Below are 19,313 nucleotides of genomic sequence, written 5' to 3'. Positions count from 1 at the left end.
CCCTCTTACGTGTAGTTCTTAAGCTTTTTCCACCAATCTTGATGCGTTAAATACCATTCAATGGTTTCACGTATTCCATCCTCAAAGGAATAGGTAGGCTCCCAACCTAGTTCATTTTTTATTTTCGTAGAATCAATCGCGTAACGATAATCATGTCCTAATCGGTCCTCAACAAAAGTGATTAATTCTTTTGGAGCGGATAAATAATCTACTATTTTTTCTACAATTTCTATATTTGTATACTCATTATTTCCACCGATATTATAAACCTCACCGGAAACTCCTTTTTCAATCACTAAGTCAATTGCTGAGCAATGATCCTTTACGTGTAGCCAATCTCTAATGTTTTTCCCATCACCATATACAGGCAGTTTCTGACCATCTAATGCGTTTGTAATCATTAGGGGAATTAACTTTTCTGGGAATTGGTATGGACCGTAATTATTAGAACATCTAGTTATATTAATATTCATCCCATATGTTTCTCGATAGGATCTAACAAGGAGGTCTGCAGCAGCTTTACTTGCAGAATAGGGACTGTTGGGAGCTAGAGGAGTTTCTTCAGTGAAGTAACCATCATCTCCAAGTGAACCATAAACTTCATCAGTTGATATCTGGATAAACTTCTTGATGTGATTATTTTTCGCTACTTCTAAAAGGGTTTGTGTTCCTTGGATATTTGTATGCGTAAATTTGGTAGATTCTACTATACTTCTATCGACATGGGACTCTGCAGCAAAATTTACAATGACATCTACTTGATAAGTATTCACTATATGATGAAGGAGTTCATAATTAGTAATGTCCCCTTTGATAAATGAGTAATTGAGGTTGTTCATAAGTGGTGCTAAGTTCTCTAGATTCCCTGCATATGTTAATTGATCGTAGTTTATTATGTGGGAGTTAGGGTGTTCATTTAAATAGTAATGAATAAAATTACTTCCAATAAAACCGGCACCACCGGTAACAAGAAGCTTCATTTTTCATACTCCTTTATTAAAAATTATTTTCAGCATGCTTTAGTAGAGGAAGGTTACTATCTTTTTCAGATAAGATGGGGTTCGAAACAGGCCAATCTATATTTAATTGCGGATCATTCCATAAGATTCCTCGCTCTAAGTCAGGATCATAATATTCGTCGACTTTATATAGGACACTTGTATCTGGTACTAGGGTACAGAATCCATGAGCGAATCCTTTTGGAACAATTACTTGGCGTTTGTTTTTTTCGCTTAAAATAATCCCAAACCACTGTGCAAATGTGTTCGATTCAGGTCGAATGTCTACAACCACATCCCAAATAACCCCACTACCTACTCGAACTAATTTTGATTGGGCTTTCGGATTTAATTGGTAGTGTAACCCCCGTATAACACTAGCCTCCGTAGATAATGAATGATTATCTTGAACGAAGTTATACTCTAGACCTGACTTTTCTAATGATTGCTTATTATAACTCTCCATAAAGAAACCTCTATGATCCTCATAAACTAGTGGCTCCAAGATATAGACACCTTGGAGCTTCGTATGAATAATTTTCATATTTCACCTCTTTTTGAACCATTCGCAAGCTCCATTAAATATTTTCCATAGTCGTTTTTGCTTAATGGTCTTGCTAACTCAGTTAATTGTTTCCTCGATATATACCCTTTTTTAAAGGCTATCTCTTCTACTGAACCAACTTTTATCATATGGTTTTCTTCAATCGTATTAATATATTGTGAAGCTCTGAGTAAGGATTGGTGGGTCCCAGTATCGATCCAAGAGAACCCCTTTCCTAGAAGTCTAATCTTTAATTCCCCTTGATTAAGGTATACTTTATTAACATCCGTAATCTCCAGTTCTCCTCTGGCAGACGGTGTTATGCTTTTAGCAATGTCTACTACTTGGTTGTTGTAAAAATATAACCCAGTCACTGCGTAATTAGATTTTGGATTCTTTGGTTTTTCCTCAATTGAAGTCACATTACCATTCTTAGAAAAATCAACAACACCGAAGCGCTCTGGGTCTTTTACATAATAACCAAAGATTGTTGCTCCTTGGTGATTATTCTTTGCTGATATTAATAGATTTTCAAGCTCATGACCGTAGAAGATATTATCACCTAGAATGAGAGCAACATCGCTATCACCAATAAATTCCTCTCCAATGATAAACGCTTGTGCTATTCCGTTTGGTTGTTCTTGGGCTTCGTAGTGAATGGAAATACCAAGGTTAGAACCATCACCTAGCAATCTTTTATAATTTGGTAGATCGAAGGGGGTGGATATAACTAGAATTTCTTTTATCCCTGCTAGCATTAGTGTTGAGAGTGGGTAATATATCATTGGTTTATCATAAATTGGTAATAATTGTTTGGATATAGCCTGTGTTAATGGGGAAAGTCTTGTGCCACTTCCACCTGCCAATATTATTCCTTTCATTTGTAATCCTCCAATTAAAACTAGGGTAAAGTATCATTTCTAGGTTAGTATATGGTAGGGTGCAGTAAAATGAGTGGGTAAGTGAAGCTGTAGAGGCAAGAGCGCAATAAAATTGGCGGTTACCTAGCTTAAGAAACTCGAAATACAGTATCTAATAGTTTATAAACCCTATTTTCGTATAAATGATAATCTATCGTTCTTTGATAACCATTTTCTGCGATTGCTGCTCGTTCTTTTTCGTTATTTAGATAGTATTCTATTTTGTAGATTAACTCCTGTGTAGAAGAAAAGGTCTCTATTTCTTTTCCAATCTCATATTGATTCTTTAAATCTTCTCGTAAATCGGTGATTTGTAATGTTTTGCAGCCATTTATTTCAAAGGTGCGATTATTTACAGAAAGTGCGGGTATGTTTTCACTATTGGACTGCCCCTCAATGGGATAATCATAGGATGGTAATCGATGGAAATTGAGAACGATTTTTGCCCTATTGTAGTAATAGGCAGTCTCTTGAGGTGGTATCCAGTAGTTTTTGTGGTCAATTTTACTTTTTAATAAATCGTAGTTTTTTAGACTCTCCCACCATTGTCCCGTAATAATGACATTTTTATCCTTTAAGTAATCTGCCATTTTATCAAAAATCTCTAACCGATTTGGAAATCCGGATCCGACAAAACAAATATCTACTTCTTCCTCCTTTTTTACAGTTTGTGGATAGAAGATATTAGTAAAGCAACCTAATGGTAAATTAATTGAATTTGGACAGCCTAACTTCCTGTAAAAATCCACACAAGCTAATTCCACGGTAAAAACATAATCGAAATATCCGAATTCCTTTGTTGCATCCGTATAGTAGGGATCGTCAGTAGTCCAAATAGCGATAGGAGTACCTAATTGTTTAATTTCTTTCATTTGGGAATGATTGATAAAAAACTCTTGAAATACTAAGACGATATCAGGTTTATACATTTTCGTCTCAACTACTAAATCCTGAGAGGGATGACAAACCTTTAATTGTACAAATTTCGTAAGGCTGTTGACTATTCCTTCTTCTAAAGGTGGATAAGGACCACCAACACCTGATGTTATAAAGATAACTTTTTTATCTTTATATTGCTCTTTATTCATTGAAATAAATTCTCTACTATAATTGTTAATCACTTACATATCCTCCTAAAATAATTTATTGTGGAAAGAGGATGAACGGTCTTGAGAATTATTAATCAAATATCGTATTTAATAGTTTTTTAACACGATGTTGATACGTATGGTGGGTTAACGTTTTTATAAATCCACTTCTCGCAATACGATATCGTTCTTCTTCATTTTGTAGATAATACTCTATATTGTTGATTAGTTCCTCACTGGTTGAGAATGTTACAATCTCCTTCCCATTTTCATAATGGTTATTGATGTCTGCCCTAAAGTCAGAAATCTGAAGTGTTTTGCAACCATTAATTTCAAACGTACGATTGTTCATGGACAATGCTGGGATACTTAAGCTGTTAGATTGACTGGCTTCAGGATGCTCATAAACTGCTAGGCGATGAATGTTTAAGACGATTTTTGCACGATTGTAGTAATAGGCAGTACTTTCTGGTGTTTGCCACTCATTGTGAATCTTACTTTTCAACTTGTTATAATTATTGAGGCGTTCCCACCATTGACCAACTATCATAACATTTTTATCTAATAAATAATCTGCAATCCCATCAATTAGATCTACACGATTTTGAAAGGCAGACCCAACAAAACAAATATCAATTTCATCCTCCTTAGGTACAGGTAATGGACGAAATATTTCTTTTCGACAACCTAAAGGTAAATACGTAACTGATGTGTGACCCAAATTTTTATAAAAGTCCACACAAGATAATTCAACTGTAAAAATATGATCAAAGTAAACAAAGTCTTTTGTTACGTCAGTATAATAAGGATCATCTGTAATCCAGATTGCAATTGGAATTCCTGATTTTTGGATTTCTCTCATCTTATGGTGATGTAGAAAAAGTCCGTGAAGTGCTAATACCATATGTGGCTTAAACTGTGAAGCAATGGTAACAAGGTCATCTATTGGATGACAGACTTTTACAGTTACATACTCTGATAAGCTACTAATAATAGCTTCTTCTAATGGGGGATATGGACCTTGAACCCCTGTTTTAACAAATATCACTCTTTTATCATGAAGACTTTCTCTTCTTGTTTCCTCACTCACATTTGTCCCTCCATCTATTACGTGATGTGCTCTATAATATATTCATAAGGAGATACAATGGTAAGTTAAGAAGCCTAGCTTGGCCCCGGGTCCACAACGAAATAGTAGTCAGAATGAGTAATTATCTAAAAAGTATTGACTAATTACATCAATTAGTGGTATATTAATAAACGTTGCTGATGAAGAAATTCAACAAAAATAATTTTGTATATGTCTTGCATTTAGATTCTAGATTAGATATAATAAATTTTGTCTCTATAGCAACGAGTAACCCCGAAGCATAAACATCTTCGAGTAAGCTAGTAGATGCAGGGGTCACTAACAACAAGATTGCACTCAAAAATGTGCATGAGCTTAATTTAATACTTTTTACTATCGCGGGGTGGAGCAGTCTGGTAGCTCGTCGGGCTCATAACCCGAAGGTCGTAGGTTCAAATCCTGCCCCCGCAACCAATTTAATCCAACTCACTACTTCAAGTTGGAAAACAATTTCAACCAAATGGTCCGGTAGTTCAGTTGGTTAGAATGCCTGCCTGTCACGCAGGAGGTCGCGGGTTCGAGTCCCGTCCGGACCGCCACTTAAATTTCATACATACATACACATGATTTCTACGGAGATCATGTTTTTTTGTTTTTAAGGATTGCTAAATAGTATCTCACCTATCTTTTTGCTATCATGGATATAGCGTTTTATAGAATGGTGGAGATATAATGGACGAGTTTTCATTTATCAATTCAATTCAGCAATCGTACTATCGGCAATCTTCTTTATTAAAAGGGATTGGTGATGATGCAGCCGTAATCCGTTCCAATAACCAGGATATAGTAATAGCGAAGGATATGTTTGTGGAAAATGTTCACTTTAATAAAGAAACCATGACACCGTATCATATTGGTTATAAGGCACTGGCAGCTAATCTTAGTGATATGGCTGCTATGAGAGCAAAACCAGCATTTTACTTAGTAGGAATATCTATCTCTGATAACTGGTCTACAGATGACTTAAATGAGATTTATGAAGGAATGCAAAGCCTTGCGAATCAATATAACGTTGATTTAATCGGTGGTGATACCGTGTCGGGAAGTGAACTAGTCATTTCCATAACGGTGCTAGGGTTTACAAATAAAGATAATGCTTCGTTGAGGAGTTTAGCACAAGAAGGAGATATCATATTTGCTACTGGTACCTTGGGAGATTCGCAGGCAGGGTTGCATATGCTATTCCACCCTGACAACTATAAAGATGAGAAATACTTTAAAAGAAGACACCAAATGCCTAGCCCCCGTGTTGATTTCGCTTTAGGCCTACAAAGTATATCAAGGGTTGCTTTAAATGATATTAGTGATGGTATTGCTAGTGAAGCACACGAAATTGCGGAGGCTTCGAATGTATCTATCGTCTTACAGGATGAAAAACTACCAATCCATCCTTATTTGAGCCAATTTGACACAGATTTACAATATAAATGGAAATTATTTGGTGGCGAAGATTATGAATTGCTAGGAACCGTTTCGAAAAGAGAATGGGAAACGGTCAAACAAGTTGCATCCCAACAAAATGTACGTGTAACAGAAATCGGGTATGTAACTGCAGTACAACCAGTTAGTCGAGTGCTATTCCAACAGAAAAATGGTAAAATGGTACGGCTAGAGAAAAAAGGATATAACCACTTAAGCAGGTGACATGATGAGTAAATATATAGTGGAAACAAATGACGTAGAAGAAACCTTACAAATAGCAGAAAAGCTTGCAAGACAGTTAAAACCAGGTGACCTCTTAACTTTAGAAGGTGATTTAGGTGCCGGGAAGACGACCTTCACCAAAGGGATAGCAGCCGGATTAGGGATTAGTAGAACATTGAGTAGCCCGACTTTTACGATTGTAAAAGAATATGAGGGTACCATTCCGTTGTATCACATGGATGTTTACCGGTTAGAACATTCTGATGAAGATATTGGCTTTGAAGAGTATTTTGATGGGAATGGCGTATCGGTTGTTGAGTGGGCTCAATTTATTGAGGAGTACCTCCCCATAGAGCGGTTAAATATAACCATTAAATACTTGGATGAACAGTCAAGAGCAATCGAATTCGATCCAGTTGGGGAACATTTTGAAGAAGTAGTCAAAGCAATAGTTGAATGAGTAAGGTTAGTAAAAAGGAGTTACTTAGATGTATATTCTTGCAATAGACACATCCAATCAAGCTTTAGGTGTAGCCTTGGTTAAGGACAATGAAATAGTAGGAGAATTAGTTACGAATATAGCTAAGAATCATTCTGTGAGACTAATGCCTGCAATTGAGCACCTTATGAAAGAAGTTGATGTGAAGCCAGAAGAGTTAAGTAAAGTTGTGGTAGCGAAAGGCCCAGGATCATACACAGGTGTTCGGATAGGACTTACAACTGCTAAAACATTAGCCTGGTCTCTAGGAATACCGGTAGTGGGTGTTTCTAGTCTGGAGGTACTAGCGTATCGTGCTAAATTAAGTAATAACCTTATCTGTCCATTTTTTGATGCACGGAGAGGGCTGGTCTATACAGGCTTGTATGAAAATAACCATGAAAAACTAGTGCTTGTTAAAGAAGAACGAAATACGTTATTTGCAGATTGGTTAGATAAGCTTTCTGCCCTAAGTAAGCCAATTGTATTTTTAAGCCCAGATATTCAAAAAAATAAAGAAATCATTACAGAGAAATTAGGATCAAATGCTGTTATACCAGAGATGACCTATCATATTCCGAAGCCATCTGACCTGGCATTAGCCGCACAAGACAAAGAAATCGATGAAACGCATATGCTGACACCGAATTATTTGAGGCTAGCGGAAGCGGAAGCAAACTGGTTAAAAACACAAAAGGATATGCAGAATGGCTGAATTAACGATACGTAAAATGGAACTAGAAGATATAGAACAAGTTATGTTTGTAGAGCTAACCTCATTTTCATCTCCTTGGAATGAAGATGTATTTAAACAGGAATTAACACAAAACCTTCATGCACATTATTTTATTATGGAATTAGATAAAAAAATAATAGGTTATGTAGGAATGTGGATTGTTATAGATGATGCACAAATTACTAATATAGCTGTACTCCCTGGATACCGAGGTCAAAAACTAGGGGAGAAACTCTTCCGATTTGCGCTTCAGCAAGCTTTACAGCGCGGAGTAACAAGGCTATCTCTAGAAGTTAGAGTAACTAATTCAGTTGCACAGAATATGTATCGCAAATTTGGACTAGTATCTGGTGGAATTAGAAAAAATTATTATACAGATAATAATGAAGATGCTGTTGTAATGTGGGTGAATTTATGATGAAGGATACATACATATTAGGAATTGAAACAAGTTGTGATGAGACAGCTGTGGCGATTGTAAAAAACGGTAGGGAGATAATTTCCAATGTTGTCGCTTCCCAGATTGAAAGTCACAAACGCTTTGGTGGAGTAGTTCCAGAAATCGCTTCTAGGCATCATGTGGAACAAATTACACTAGTTTTAGAAGAAGCAATTGCGGAGTCTAAACTAGATTGGGACGATATCGATGCGATTTCAGTTACGGAAGGACCTGGTTTAGTTGGTGCGCTTTTAATTGGTGTTAATGCAGCAAAGGCATTGGCCTTTGCCAAAAGCAAACCGTTAGTTGGAGTCCATCATATTGCAGGACATATTTATGCGAACCGTTTGGAAGAAGAATTTCAATTTCCATTGTTAGCTTTAATCGTTTCTGGGGGTCACACAGAGCTAGTTTTAATGAAAGAGCATGGCAGCTATGAAGTTATCGGTGAAACGAGAGATGATGCTGCTGGTGAAGCATATGATAAGGTTGCAAGAATGTTAAACCTTCCGTATCCAGGTGGACCTCATATTGACCGATTAGCAGCAGAAGGTGAGGTAACTATTGATTTCCCAAGAGCTTGGTTAGAAGATGATAGTTTTGATTTTAGTTTTAGTGGATTAAAATCAGCAGTTATTAACAAAATTCACAATGCAAAGCAAAAAGGTATAGAGTTGAAGCAGGAAGATATTGCTGCAAGCTTTCAAGCGAGTGTAATTGATGTATTGGCAACAAAAACCGTAAAGGCCGCTAAGCAACATAATGTAAAGCAAGTAATTGTAGCTGGTGGTGTAGCTGCAAATAGAGGGCTGCGAGCAGAACTTGAGGCTAAGTTCTCTGAAACGGATATACCATTGCTAATCCCTCCATTAAAGCTTTGTACGGATAATGCAGCAATGATAGCAGCTGCTGGAACGATTAACTTTGAACAAGGTAAACGTTCTGGTATGGACCTTAATGCAAATCCTTCTTTAATATTACGTTGACAAAATATCCACAGAGATGTGGATATTTTTTTATATCCTTTATAAAGTAAAGCTATCCATTGTTAATAACATTTGTGGATAAAATTGATAGAAATTGTGGATAATGTGCATAACTTTGTTGATAAGTTGATTTATAAAGGTTTAATACGTTTACATTTTTGTGGATAATGAAAATCTGCTTTTATATATAATGTTTGTCTCTTTTGCTACAAACTATTATGCTAAAATACAACTAATGAGGTATCTATTCGTCTAATAATAATATTAGTGAATTTTTGGGGGGAATGTGTGTGAAAAAAATTACGTTTGTGATGTTATCCTTGGTACTTATGACTTTGTTATCATTTGGTTGTCAACCAAATGAAAGTACTGACATAAATATAAATCAAACTTCTGAGTCAGAACTTAACAACCATTTTTCTATAAATAAGGATACTATAGGAATTAGTTTTTCTAAGCCAAATGGTAAAAGTAAAGTTAATTTCAATGATAAGGAAACCTTTCATGCCTTCCAAGAAGTCTTTTCAAGTGCAGTAAAGGAAGATGGCATAGTTAATATGGCTAACCCGGAATTTTATATGGATATCGTAAATGAAGAAAATGAACAATCAAGACTTTATTTATGGATTGGTGAAAAAGGGGAAAGAAGCACTATTATGAAACCAAACGATACCAATACGATTTATACTGTTTCACCTGAAGAAACGGATAGGTTAATCCTTTTAGTCGAAAACACTTTTAATTGAGACTTCCTTTAGATACATACAAAAAAGCAGATTGAAATAATCGTTTCAATCTGCTTTTTTGAAGTTAATCATCCTGAAGTAATGTCCATTCTTCCATCAATTTTTCGACGTGTTGTTTCACTTCATTCGTTTTATTCGTATATTCCAATGCTTTTTCATGATTTTCATAAACTTCAGGTTTGGTCATTTCCTCTTCAAGCATGGCGAGTTGTTCTTCCATTTCTTCAATTTCTTCCTCTAGCTTTGCAATTTGTCGTTCGCGTTTTCGTTGTTCACTCTGACGCTTTTTTTCTTCTTTAAAACTTAACTTCTTTTCATTCACGGAAGAGGTTTGTTCCGTAACAGCCTCTAACCGTTCCAATTCTTCTTGTTCTTGCTTTTTCTCGATATAGTAATCATAATCACCAAGATAAACTGTAGACCCGTCTGCTAGCATTTCAACTACTTTATCTGCAATTTTATTAATAAAGTATCGATCATGAGAAACAAAGATAATCGTTCCTGGGAAATCAATTAAAGCTGCTTCAAGAACTTCCTTACTATCAATGTCTAAGTGGTTGGTCGGTTCATCTAGTATTAATAGATTTGCTTTTTGCATCCTTAGTTTTGCAAGTGCTAAGCGGGCTTTCTCCCCACCACTAAGTGACGAGACAGGCTTTAACACATCATCACCAGAAAATAAGAAATTACCTAAGACCGTTCGGATATCTTTTTCATTAACACCTGGATATTCATCCCATAATTCAGTAAGTACGGTTTTGTGAGAACTTAAGTTAGCTTGCTCTTGATCATAATAGCCAATCTGTACATTCGTTCCTAACTGAATCGTTCCTTCACTGGGTTGGAATCTTCCGAGGATATTCTTTAGTAGCGTGGTTTTCCCAACACCATTTGGACCGACTAAAGCAATACTTTCCCCACGTGATACATGAAGGGAGAGATTCTCAAAGATTGGGCTTTCTCCTTCTTCATATCGGAAGGCAAGGTCTTGAATTTTTAATACATCATTGCCAGTACGTTTCGTAATTTCAAAAGTAATCGAAGCGGATGATTCATCACCTAATGGACGATCCATTTTATCCATTTTTTCGAGTTGTTTCCGCCTGCTTTGCGCGCGTTTGGTGGTGGAAGCTCGTACGATATTTTTCTGGATAAATTCTTCTAATTTTTTTATTTCCGTCTGCTGTTTCTCGAACTCTTTCATTTCTTGTTCAAAGTTAATCGCTTTTTGTTCCAGAAAATTACTATATGTGCCATGATACTTCTTCGTTCGATGGCGTGATATTTCATAAACAATCGTTACTGTTTTATCAAGGAAATAACGGTCGTGGGATACAATTACTACTGCACCTGGATATGCTTGTAAGTATTTCTCAAGCCAGGATAACGTTTCAATATCTAAATGGTTGGTAGGTTCATCTAAAATAAGAAGATTTGGTTTCTTAAGTAACAGTTTCCCTAAAGCCAAACGTGTTTTTTGGCCGCCACTTAATTCATTGATAGGCGTTTGGTCATCGTAATCAAGAAAATTCAACCCCGATAGGACGGCTTTAATTTCGGATTCATAGCTGTAACCGCCATTTGTTTCGAATTCCTGCTGCAAGCGGTCATATTCTGCTAGAAATTTAGTCGATTCAGTGGGATCCATCTGACTGACATCGGCCATTTTTTCTTCCATGGAACGGATCTTTCTTTCCTGAATAATTAGTTCTTCAAATACCTCTAGCATCTCATTCCATATCGTGTTATTCGATTCGAGTCCAGTATGCTGAGATAAGTAACCAATCGTAAGGTCCTTTGGCTTAATTATTTCACCTGTATCATAGGTCATTTCACCGGCCATGATCTTAAGGAGGGTTGATTTTCCAGCACCATTTCTACCGACTATGGCAACTCGATCTCTATCTTTTATTTCTAGTTTTATATTTGCTAATATCTCCTCTGCACCGAAAGACTTGGAAATATCATTTAATTGCATGCTTATCATATTTGTCACCTCTAGTAGTATAAGTTTATCCAAATCTAGGCTTTCGGGCAATAATATTGTGTATATGTGAAAATAATCACGACTTAAGATAGAAAATCTGATAAAATAGACTTTGTAATCGTTATTATACTTTTTTTGGAAACGTGTTTCCGGTTTTAATATAGCACCTGAAGGGTAAGGAGGAAATCAGCTTGGATCAAAATAAAATACCACAAGCTACAGCAAAAAGACTCCCATTATATTATCGGTTTTTAAACAATTTACAAATGCAGGGAAAAACCAGAGTTTCATCGAAGGAATTAAGTGAAGCAGTTAAGGTTGACTCGGCAACGATTCGAAGAGACTTTTCCTATTTTGGAGCACTTGGTAAAAAGGGATACGGCTATAATGTCGAATATTTACTTGGATTTTTCCGAAAGACATTAGATCAAGACGAAATGACTGATGTGGCTTTAATAGGAGTCGGTAATCTAGGAACAGCATTCTTAAACTATAACTTTACGAAAAATAATAATACAAAAATTAAGCTAGCATTTGACGCTGACCCAAATAAAGTTGGGACAAAAATCGGTGGAATTCCCATTTATCATATTGATGATCTAGAGGAAAAATTGGATGATGTGAAAGTAGCCATTTTGACTATACCAGCAAATGAGGCGGATCGTACTACAGAACGCTTAGTAGCTAAAGGTATTAAAGCCATCTTAAACTTTACGCCAGCACGTATTACGGTACCAGATGATGTTCGTGTACATCATATTGATTTAGCAATTGAATTGCAGGCACTAGTTTATTTTCTGAAGCATTATCCACTAGACAATCTGGTTCCATCTAAAGAAGAAGTGCATTAAGCTACTTTAATACTTAGTTATGAACATACTAAAAGCCCCTATTTAAGTAGGAGCTTTTTTGTTATTTCTTCTTCATATGTTTAATTTTATTGTGTAAACGCAAGTAACGAATACCAGCACCGAAGTCTAATGTGGCTATTAGTGCTAGTAGAATGGTAATAAAGTTCCACACCGTATCTTCTGCACTTTGAATTGCTGCATATATAAACAAGATGCCCATAGCAAAATAAATGAAAGCCATGGTTCTAGCGGTAATCCTCATAACATGTTAACCTCCGATTAATATCATCTGGACCTGATTCCACTGTTGTTCAATTTTCTCCATATCTTCTGGGGTAAGGGAAAATTGTACAATAACCGAAATAGAATTTAAGGTCATGTGCACCAGAATAGGAACAATGATTTTCTTTGTCTTGACATATAAATAAGCAAAGACAAAGCCCATCGATGCATAGATTAGTATGTGCTCTGGTTCCCCATGAATAATCCCAAAAATGAGGGCTGAAAGTAAAGCCGCAACAAAAAAGTTTGTTCTCTTATATAATGAACCGAAAATTATTTTACGGAAAATAACTTCTTCAAGTATAGGTGCTATTACAGCAGGTATGATTGCAAATAACGGTATGGTACGTGTGATTGCCATAATAGATTGTGTATTTTCTGACCCAATTTCAATGCCAAGTACTTTCGCTTCAATCATGGTTGCAATTCCTTGGGCAAAATAAGCCATAAATAACCCTACAAAAGTCCACAGAATGACATCACCTGAAATCCGGCGATCACGTGTTTGGGACATTTCTATATCAGGCTTCATTAACATTAAAACAATAATTAAGGCAATTGTAAAACTAAAGATGGAATAGTAGATGGCAGCCTCGACATAATAATTCGGGAATAGTTGACGGAGAATTGGTAAGAAGAGTCCTCCTGATAGCTGCATGATAATATAGGTAAGAATTACCCACCAGTAGCGATTAGGCAATTATTTCAGCTCCTTAAGTTCTTCGTAGTTTGCATGTATTCGGACAAAATCGATTCCTGTGTATTTTATCATATTCATGCAGTCTATAATAATAGAATCAACTTGGACAAGAAAAAATAAAAAAATGTGAAACACGATACTTGCAAATCAGAAAGAAATTATTTATTATATTAATTGGAATTAGCACTCGGATACATCGAGTGCTAACAAATCAAAAAAATATATGGAAAATGAATTAAGGAGGTTGTCTACATGATTAAACCACTAGGAGATCGTGTTGTTATCGAGCTTGTTGAACAAGAGGAAAAAACTGCAAGCGGTATCGTACTTCCAGACTCTGCAAAAGAAAAACCACAAGAAGGACGCGTAGTAGCAGTAGGTACTGGACGAGTTACTGATAGTGGGGAAAGAGTTGCACTTGAAGTTTCAGAAGGAGACCGTATTATCTTCTCTAAATTTGCTGGAACAGAAGTAAAGTATGATGGAACTGAATACTTAATTCTACGTGAAAATGATATTTTAGCAGTCGTTAATTAATAAAAACAATTAATAAATAATGAATTTTTAAGGAGGGCATTTCAATGGCTAAAGAAATTAAATTTAGTGAAGACGCACGTAGCGCTATGCTTCGTGGGGTAGATACATTAGCAAATGCTGTAAAAGTAACATTAGGACCTAAAGGTCGTAACGTTGTTTTAGATAAGAAATTTGGTTCACCGCTAATCACGAACGATGGTGTTACTATCGCTAAAGAAATCGAATTAGAAGATGCATTTGAAAACATGGGTGCAAAATTAGTATCCGAAGTTGCTTCTAAAACGAACGATGTAGCAGGGGACGGTACAACAACTGCAACAGTTTTAGCACAAGCAATGATCCGTGAAGGACTTAAAAACGTAACTTCAGGAGCAAACCCTGTAGGAATTCGTCGTGGGATTGAAAAAGCAGTAGCAACAGCAATTGGAGAGCTACAAGCTATTTCTAAACCAATCGAAGGTAAAGAATCTATTGCACAAGTTGCTGCAATTTCTTCTGCTGATGATGAAGTTGGTAACTTAATCGCTGAAGCAATGGAACGTGTTGGTAACGATGGTGTTATCACAATTGAAGAATCTAAAGGATTCACTACTGAATTAGAAGTAGTAGAAGGTATGCAATTTGACCGTGGATATGCTTCCCCTTACATGGTAACAGACCAAGATAAAATGGAAGCAGTTCTAGAAAATCCTTATATCTTAATTACAGATAAGAAAATCAGCAATATCCAAGAGATTCTACCTGTACTTGAACAAGTTGTTCAACAAGGTAAATCATTACTACTAATTGCTGAAGATGTTGAAGGTGAAGCTCTTGCAACATTAGTTCTAAACAAACTTCGTGGTTCATTCAATGCGGTAGCTGTTAAAGCTCCAGGATTTGGTGACCGTCGCAAAGCAATGCTAGAAGACATCGCTATCTTAACTGGTGGTCAAGTCATTACAGAAGATCTTGGACTAGAGCTTAAGACTGCTTCTATCGAACAATTAGGTACTGCTTCTAAAGTTGTAGTAACAAAAGAACATACAACAATTGTAGAAGGTTCTGGTAACCCAGAAGCAATCTCTTCTCGTGTATCTCAAATCCGTGCACAAGCAGAAGAAACTACTTCTGAATTCGATAAAGAAAAATTACAAGAACGTCTAGCTAAACTAGCTGGCGGTGTAGCAGTAATCAAAGTTGGTGCTGCAACTGAAACAGAATTAAAAGAACGTAAACTTCGTATTGAAGACGCACTAAACTCAACTCGCGCTGCAGTTGAAGAAGGTATCGTAGCTGGTGGTGGTACTGCACTAGTGAACGTATACAATAAAGTTGCTGGCTTAGAGCTTCAAGGCGACGAAGCAACTGGAGCTAAAATCGTACTTCGTGCTCTAGAAGAGCCAGTACGTCAAATCGCACATAACGCTGGTCTAGAAGGTTCAGTAATTGTTGAACGTCTAAAAGGCGAAGCGGTTGGTGTTGGTTTCAACGCTGCAACTGGCGAATGGGTAAACATGGTTGAAACTGGTATCGTTGACCCAACTAAAGTTACTCGTTCTGCATTACAAAATGCTGCATCTGTAGCGGCTATGTTCCTAACTACTGAAGCGGTAGTAGCGGACATTCCAGAAGAAAACCCAGGTGGCGGCGGAATGCCGGATATGGGTGGCATGGGCGGCATGATGTAATAAGCCGTCTGAACCCTTGATATGAGTGGGTTTTATGTAAGATGAGAGTGTGATGTTAACATTTTGTTAACATTGAGGATAATTAATCGAGGCTTCTCATAAGTTGAGCAAACTTTTGAGAGGCTTCTTTTTTCATTTCTTGCGTTACGTGGAGATAGACATCTTTGGTAATTTGGTCATCTGAATGCCCAAGTCTATCCATGATTTGTTCGAGTGCTACCCCCGCTTCTGCTAAGAGTGATGTATGCGTATGTCTTAGAGAATGTGGTGTTAGCTCTGGATTTAGACCTGATAACCTTAATAGCCTTGCCATTCTATTTTGAACGGTCTTAATGACAATGGGATAACCATATTGACGTTCCATTTTTGCAAAAATGAAGTCTTTGTTATAGTAAGCATCTCCTAATTGCTCGATGACTTTCTCTTGAGCTTCTTTATGTTCTAGCAATGTTTTTATTACATCTTCGTCAACAATAATTTTCCGTCGAGATCTTTTAGTTTTTGGTGTGACTAGCATATATTCTAACGTGTTATTACTTGGATTGTAATAGGTTTTGGTAATGCTAATTGTATGATTAATAAAATCTATATCTTTCCACTTGAGTGCAACTAATTCTCCAACTCTGATTCCTGTATAGGAGAGGATGAGAAACATTAGGTAGTCATGCTCAAGTCCATGATTCTTTGCTGTCTTTAAGAACAATGCAAGTTCTTCTTTTTCAAGATACTTTGGAACTTCTTCCTCTTCCAACTGTTCAATTGTTTTCTTAGCTTTTTTGAGATAGGCAAACTCAGTAGGATCCTTCTTGATTAACTCTAACTCTAATGCCTTTCGGAAAATCATCCTTCCAGTACGATGGATACCATCCATTGTGCTATCAGAATATCCTTGTTCTTTTAAATCGTTTAAAGCATCTTGATAGCTCTTTCTTGTAATGTCCTTTAATTTTAATTGAGCAAAATAGGGCATTAACTTGTCAATCTCATGAAGCCTGACACGAATCGTTCCGGGTTTCACATCTTTTGAATCCTTGTATATAGTTAGCCACTCTTTTGAAAAGTCACTGAATGTCTGATTTGTTTCTTCTACATACAAACCTTGTTCTACCTCATAAATGAGAGCAGCCGCAGCTGATTCAGCTTCTTGTTTTGTCTTAAATCCTCCTTTCCCTTTTTGCTTGCGTTTTCCGGTTAATGGGTCAATTCCAATATCAACGAGAAATGCCCACCTAGAGCCACAAGTACACTTTTTCTTCTTTTTGCACTTGCAACCACGTCTGTAAAAATGTCCTTTCATTTCATTCAAAAACCTCACTTTCATTTATTTTTTGTTACAAATATCCATTATTCCCACTTGGAAAGTGAATAATTCGTTTCGTATGGATATAATGTAGATAACACCATCTGGTCTAGGTTTCAATGAGCATATTCGAATTAAGATGTATGTACAGTAAAGGGGGATTCGGAAAGTGAATAATAAAGAAGAAGCTGTATCTGAAGAGTTTAAGGTGGCTGTAAACAGACTCTGTAAGAAGTTAGAACCAGAAAATAAAGAAAGTAACGCTTTATGGCAATTAGTTACAGAAATATGTAATGAAGGGGATGAGGATGAAGACTAAATTTATAAGTTCATATCTTGAAAATCTTGGGCTAATGGGTCTTTTGTTGACGAAGAAAAGCGGATTTTAAATGGTTATATGTAAGTTGAAAGCAAAATAATCACATTCTGCTTTCAGTATAATGATAAATGTTAACTACGCATAAAATCGCCAAATTTATCACGAGTATCTATTTTCCTTTTTTGCGTAATATGAAGATATACCTTATTAGTAACTTCATCATCTTTATGGCCTAAACGATCCATGATCTCATCTATATCTGCTCCAGCTTGGGCAAGAAGAGATGTATGTGTGTGACGAAACGAGTGGGGAGTAAGGTTAGCGTTTAATCCACCAAGCTTTAGCAATCTTTCCATTCTATTTCTAACTAATTTTATCAGTATTGGATAACCGGGATGTTTATCTATATTAGCAAATATAAATCCCTTGTCAACGTAAGAGTTCCCAAGTCGAGTAATAATCTTTTCTTGTTCCATCTTATGTTTCCTCAACGTTTCAATTACTATTTCATCTACCACAATTTTACGTCGAGACTTTTCTGTCTTAGGTGGAACTAATTGATATTGGGTAGTGTTACTCTTAGGATTATAATACGTTTTTGTAATACTAATGGTGTTGTTAGCAAAGTCGATATTATTCCACTTGAGTGCAACCAATTCACCTATACGCATTCCTGTATAGGCGAGCGTTAGGAAAATAAGATAATCCATATACAAGCCTTTTTCTAAAGTAGTATCCAAAAATTTAAGGAGTTGTTCTTTTTCAAAGAAGTTTGGTAGTTCTTCTTCATCTGTTTCAACAATAACTTTTTGTTCTTTTTTTATATAGGCAAATTCAGTAGGATCACGTTTAATTAATTTTTTCCTAGTAGCCATTATAAAAATCATTTTTCCAGTCGTGTGAATACCTTTTTTTGTACATCTAGCAAGATTTTGGCCTTTTTGGTTTTTTAGATTATCCAATGCTGCTTGATACATTTCTTCCGTGATATTTTTTAGTTTTAAGTGAGCAAAAAATGGCAATAACTTTTTAATTCCATACTCTCTTAAACGTATAGTACCGGGTTTTGATCCATTCCTGTCCTTGTAAATACTCAACCATTCCTCAGCAAAATCCTTAAATAATATATCAGATTCTTTAATATAATTCCCTTGCTTTACATCCGAAAGTAGAGCTGCCGCTGCTACTTCAGCATCTCCCTTTGTTTTAAAGCGACTTCCAGAACGTTGTCGTCTTTTACCTGTTTTGGGATCTGGCCCAATGTCTATAATAAATGACCATTCACAAGTGCAATTTTCCACATCACACTTGCAACCTCTCTTATAATAATGTCCTTTCATAATGTTTCGTTAACCTCGCTATCATACGTATTTTTAGTTTTAATTCCTTCTATAGTTAGAAAATTGTAGGAGGAAGAAAGGTAATTTATTCCCCCAAAAAATTAATGTCCTTCATCATCATCAACTCAATATGCAGTCTTCTAATTTAATTTCTTCTTTTTTCTTCTTTTTTCTTAATGATCCACTGCTTTAAATCTGCCTTATCTACTCGTTTCGATAAGCCGATTTCATAGTTTGGAATACCTCCGTACTCAACATGAACTTTAAATAACTCATAGACTCTTCTTCTTGAAATCCCAAGAAATTCAGAAATGTGTTGTGCGGTTAAAATGTCTGGTAGTGATTCCCAAGTTGTGTGTTTATTTGTGTTTTCCATAATCGATTCCCTCTCCTTGTTTTAATGATATTGAAATAACCGGTTAGATTCTGAAACATTATAGCCTCGGTTATGGAGGATTTTAAGTATCTGAAGAAAAAAATAATATTTTTTTCCTTCTTGGAAACTTATATAAATAGTTAGTAAAGTCTAGTTACAACGCTTACTTTAAATTGACTGTAACGTATATATTGTCTAATAATAAAACCCCTTGTTTTTAAACAAGAGGTTTTGAAGAATCCA

At 36.0% G+C, this 19,313-nt stretch carries 21 protein-coding genes and 2 tRNA genes; 12 read left to right on the top strand and 11 right to left on the bottom strand.

Translation table 11 applies throughout. The features are described from left to right. Positions 1–5: 5 nt before the first annotated feature. The 5 genes from rfbB to TE34_RS17445 form a co-directional block, all read right to left on the bottom strand. Positions 6–980 carry a dTDP-glucose 4,6-dehydratase gene (rfbB, locus tag TE34_RS17465; protein ID WP_047986105.1) on the bottom strand — a complete coding sequence of 325 codons (975 nt, stop codon included), beginning with the start codon at positions 978–980 and terminating at the stop codon, positions 6–8. A gap of 16 nt (positions 981–996) precedes the next feature. Further along, positions 997–1,542: a dTDP-4-dehydrorhamnose 3,5-epimerase gene (gene rfbC, locus TE34_RS17460; protein WP_047986104.1), complete on the bottom strand. Its 546-nt coding sequence runs from the start codon at positions 1,540–1,542 to the stop codon at positions 997–999. Continuing rightward, positions 1,539–2,423: a glucose-1-phosphate thymidylyltransferase RfbA gene (gene rfbA, locus TE34_RS17455; protein ID WP_047986103.1), complete on the bottom strand. Its 885-nt coding sequence runs from the start codon at positions 2,421–2,423 to the stop codon at positions 1,539–1,541. The genes rfbC and rfbA overlap by 4 nt, the downstream gene beginning before the upstream one ends. 128 nt (positions 2,424–2,551) lie before the next feature. Continuing rightward, positions 2,552–3,583 (bottom strand): CgeB family protein, encoded by a 1,032-nt coding sequence (locus TE34_RS17450; protein ID WP_053075127.1) that lies wholly within the window; start codon positions 3,581–3,583, stop codon positions 2,552–2,554. Between the two features lie 58 nt (positions 3,584–3,641). Next, on the bottom strand, positions 3,642–4,640 hold the full coding sequence (locus tag TE34_RS17445; RefSeq protein ID WP_053075126.1) for a CgeB family protein: 999 nt from the start codon (positions 4,638–4,640) through the stop codon (positions 3,642–3,644). Between the two features lie 376 nt (positions 4,641–5,016). Here TE34_RS17445 and TE34_RS17440 point away from each other — a divergent pair. From TE34_RS17440 to TE34_RS17405, 8 genes are all read left to right on the top strand, one after another. Further along, positions 5,017–5,093 (top strand) — tRNA-Met (locus TE34_RS17440). 48 nt (positions 5,094–5,141) lie between these two features. Beyond that, positions 5,142–5,218: transfer RNA gene (locus tag TE34_RS17435), tRNA-Asp, on the top strand. A 133-nt stretch (positions 5,219–5,351) separates the two neighbouring features. Beyond that, complete coding sequence (thiL, locus tag TE34_RS17430; protein ID WP_047986102.1) at positions 5,352–6,323, top strand: thiamine-phosphate kinase; 972 nt, start codon at positions 5,352–5,354, stop codon at positions 6,321–6,323. Between the two features lie 4 nt (positions 6,324–6,327). After that, positions 6,328–6,783, top strand: a complete 456-nt coding sequence (tsaE, locus tag TE34_RS17425; RefSeq protein WP_047986101.1) for a tRNA (adenosine(37)-N6)-threonylcarbamoyltransferase complex ATPase subunit type 1 TsaE — start codon at positions 6,328–6,330, stop codon at positions 6,781–6,783. Between the two features lie 28 nt (positions 6,784–6,811). Then, on the top strand, positions 6,812–7,516 hold the full coding sequence (gene tsaB, locus TE34_RS17420; RefSeq protein WP_047986100.1) for a tRNA (adenosine(37)-N6)-threonylcarbamoyltransferase complex dimerization subunit type 1 TsaB: 705 nt from the start codon (positions 6,812–6,814) through the stop codon (positions 7,514–7,516). Further along, complete coding sequence (gene rimI / locus TE34_RS17415; RefSeq protein WP_047986099.1) at positions 7,509–7,955, top strand: ribosomal protein S18-alanine N-acetyltransferase; 447 nt, start codon at positions 7,509–7,511, stop codon at positions 7,953–7,955. The genes tsaB and rimI overlap by 8 nt, the downstream gene beginning before the upstream one ends. After that, entirely contained in the window at positions 7,952–8,962 is a 1,011-nt protein-coding gene (tsaD, locus tag TE34_RS17410) for a tRNA (adenosine(37)-N6)-threonylcarbamoyltransferase complex transferase subunit TsaD (RefSeq protein WP_047986098.1), read from the top strand. The genes rimI and tsaD overlap by 4 nt, the downstream gene beginning before the upstream one ends. Positions 8,963–9,252: 290 nt before the next feature. Then, positions 9,253–9,708, top strand: coding sequence for a hypothetical protein (locus TE34_RS17405; protein ID WP_047986097.1), 456 nt, complete (start codon positions 9,253–9,255; stop codon positions 9,706–9,708). Between the two features lie 64 nt (positions 9,709–9,772). Here the strand turns inward: TE34_RS17405 and TE34_RS17400 are convergent, their stop codons facing one another. Continuing rightward, positions 9,773–11,695, bottom strand: coding sequence for an ABC-F family ATP-binding cassette domain-containing protein (locus TE34_RS17400; protein ID WP_047986096.1), 1,923 nt, complete (start codon positions 11,693–11,695; stop codon positions 9,773–9,775). A gap of 191 nt (positions 11,696–11,886) precedes the next feature. Between TE34_RS17400 and TE34_RS17395 the strand changes: the two genes are divergently transcribed. Next, positions 11,887–12,546, top strand: coding sequence for a redox-sensing transcriptional repressor Rex (locus TE34_RS17395; RefSeq protein ID WP_407944377.1), 660 nt, complete (start codon positions 11,887–11,889; stop codon positions 12,544–12,546). Between the two features lie 61 nt (positions 12,547–12,607). On the opposite strand, the gene TE34_RS17390 is transcribed toward TE34_RS17395, so the two are convergent. Together TE34_RS17390 and TE34_RS17385 are read right to left on the bottom strand one after the other, a co-directional pair. Then, the gene (locus TE34_RS17390) at positions 12,608–12,808 is read right to left on the bottom strand and encodes a YdiK family protein (RefSeq protein ID WP_047986094.1); all 201 of its coding nucleotides are present in this window, start codon (positions 12,806–12,808) and stop codon (positions 12,608–12,610) included. A gap of 6 nt (positions 12,809–12,814) precedes the next feature. Further along, complete coding sequence (locus TE34_RS17385) at positions 12,815–13,528, bottom strand: CPBP family intramembrane glutamic endopeptidase (protein WP_157037667.1); 714 nt, start codon at positions 13,526–13,528, stop codon at positions 12,815–12,817. Between the two features lie 252 nt (positions 13,529–13,780). Between TE34_RS17385 and groES the strand changes: the two genes are divergently transcribed. Further along, complete coding sequence (gene groES / locus TE34_RS17380) at positions 13,781–14,065, top strand: co-chaperone GroES (RefSeq protein ID WP_047986093.1); 285 nt, start codon at positions 13,781–13,783, stop codon at positions 14,063–14,065. A 44-nt stretch (positions 14,066–14,109) separates the two neighbouring features. After that, positions 14,110–15,735 carry a chaperonin GroEL gene (gene groL, locus TE34_RS17375; protein ID WP_047986092.1) on the top strand — a complete coding sequence of 542 codons (1,626 nt, stop codon included), beginning with the start codon at positions 14,110–14,112 and terminating at the stop codon, positions 15,733–15,735. Positions 15,736–15,817: 82 nt separating this feature from the next. On the opposite strand, the gene TE34_RS17370 is transcribed toward groL, so the two are convergent. Continuing rightward, a complete protein-coding gene (locus tag TE34_RS17370; RefSeq protein WP_047986113.1) occupies positions 15,818–17,032 on the bottom strand; it encodes a tyrosine-type recombinase/integrase in 1,215 nt (404 codons plus the stop codon). A gap of 172 nt (positions 17,033–17,204) precedes the next feature. Between TE34_RS17370 and TE34_RS21130 the strand changes: the two genes are divergently transcribed. After that, on the top strand, positions 17,205–17,354 hold the full coding sequence (locus TE34_RS21130) for a hypothetical protein (RefSeq protein WP_157037666.1): 150 nt from the start codon (positions 17,205–17,207) through the stop codon (positions 17,352–17,354). 131 nt (positions 17,355–17,485) lie between these two features. Here TE34_RS21130 and TE34_RS17365 read toward each other — a convergent pair whose 3' ends face one another. Both TE34_RS17365 and TE34_RS17360 read right to left on the bottom strand, forming a co-directional pair. Continuing rightward, on the bottom strand, positions 17,486–18,694 hold the full coding sequence (locus TE34_RS17365) for a tyrosine-type recombinase/integrase (RefSeq protein ID WP_047986091.1): 1,209 nt from the start codon (positions 18,692–18,694) through the stop codon (positions 17,486–17,488). Between the two features lie 145 nt (positions 18,695–18,839). Beyond that, the gene (locus TE34_RS17360) at positions 18,840–19,070 is read right to left on the bottom strand and encodes a helix-turn-helix domain-containing protein (RefSeq protein ID WP_047986090.1); all 231 of its coding nucleotides are present in this window, start codon (positions 19,068–19,070) and stop codon (positions 18,840–18,842) included. Positions 19,071–19,313: the final 243 nt, after the last annotated feature.

It is taken from the genome of Ornithinibacillus californiensis, assembly GCF_001038485.1.
In the GTDB taxonomy this organism is placed as follows: Bacteria; Bacillota; Bacilli; order Bacillales; family Amphibacillaceae; genus Ornithinibacillus; species Ornithinibacillus californiensis.
This window is presented reverse-complemented; position numbering and strand designations above follow the sequence as displayed.

What these genes read in the sequence shown, in the direction of transcription:
- TE34_RS17400 (WP_047986096.1), bottom strand. Translation starts at nt 11,695, where the DNA reads ATGATAAGCATGCAATTAAATGATATTTCCAAGTCTTTCGGTGCAGAG.
- tsaD (WP_047986098.1), top strand. Translation starts at nt 7,952, where the DNA reads ATGATGAAGGATACATACATATTAGGAATTGAAACAAGTTGTGATGAG.
- TE34_RS17370 (WP_047986113.1), bottom strand. Translation starts at nt 17,032, where the DNA reads ATGAAAGGACATTTTTACAGACGTGGTTGCAAGTGCAAAAAGAAGAAA.
- tsaE (WP_047986101.1), top strand. Translation starts at nt 6,328, where the DNA reads ATGAGTAAATATATAGTGGAAACAAATGACGTAGAAGAAACCTTACAA.
- rfbC (WP_047986104.1), bottom strand. Translation starts at nt 1,542, where the DNA reads ATGAAAATTATTCATACGAAGCTCCAAGGTGTCTATATCTTGGAGCCA.
- rfbA (WP_047986103.1), bottom strand. Translation starts at nt 2,423, where the DNA reads ATGAAAGGAATAATATTGGCAGGTGGAAGTGGCACAAGACTTTCCCCA.
- thiL (WP_047986102.1), top strand. Translation starts at nt 5,352, where the DNA reads ATGGACGAGTTTTCATTTATCAATTCAATTCAGCAATCGTACTATCGG.
- TE34_RS17390 (WP_047986094.1), bottom strand. Translation starts at nt 12,808, where the DNA reads ATGAGGATTACCGCTAGAACCATGGCTTTCATTTATTTTGCTATGGGC.
- groL (WP_047986092.1), top strand. Translation starts at nt 14,110, where the DNA reads ATGGCTAAAGAAATTAAATTTAGTGAAGACGCACGTAGCGCTATGCTT.
- TE34_RS17360 (WP_047986090.1), bottom strand. Translation starts at nt 19,070, where the DNA reads ATGGAAAACACAAATAAACACACAACTTGGGAATCACTACCAGACATT.
- TE34_RS17365 (WP_047986091.1), bottom strand. Translation starts at nt 18,694, where the DNA reads ATGAAAGGACATTATTATAAGAGAGGTTGCAAGTGTGATGTGGAAAAT.
- tsaB (WP_047986100.1), top strand. Translation starts at nt 6,812, where the DNA reads ATGTATATTCTTGCAATAGACACATCCAATCAAGCTTTAGGTGTAGCC.
- groES (WP_047986093.1), top strand. Translation starts at nt 13,781, where the DNA reads ATGATTAAACCACTAGGAGATCGTGTTGTTATCGAGCTTGTTGAACAA.
- rimI (WP_047986099.1), top strand. Translation starts at nt 7,509, where the DNA reads ATGGCTGAATTAACGATACGTAAAATGGAACTAGAAGATATAGAACAA.
- rfbB (WP_047986105.1), bottom strand. Translation starts at nt 980, where the DNA reads ATGAAGCTTCTTGTTACCGGTGGTGCCGGTTTTATTGGAAGTAATTTT.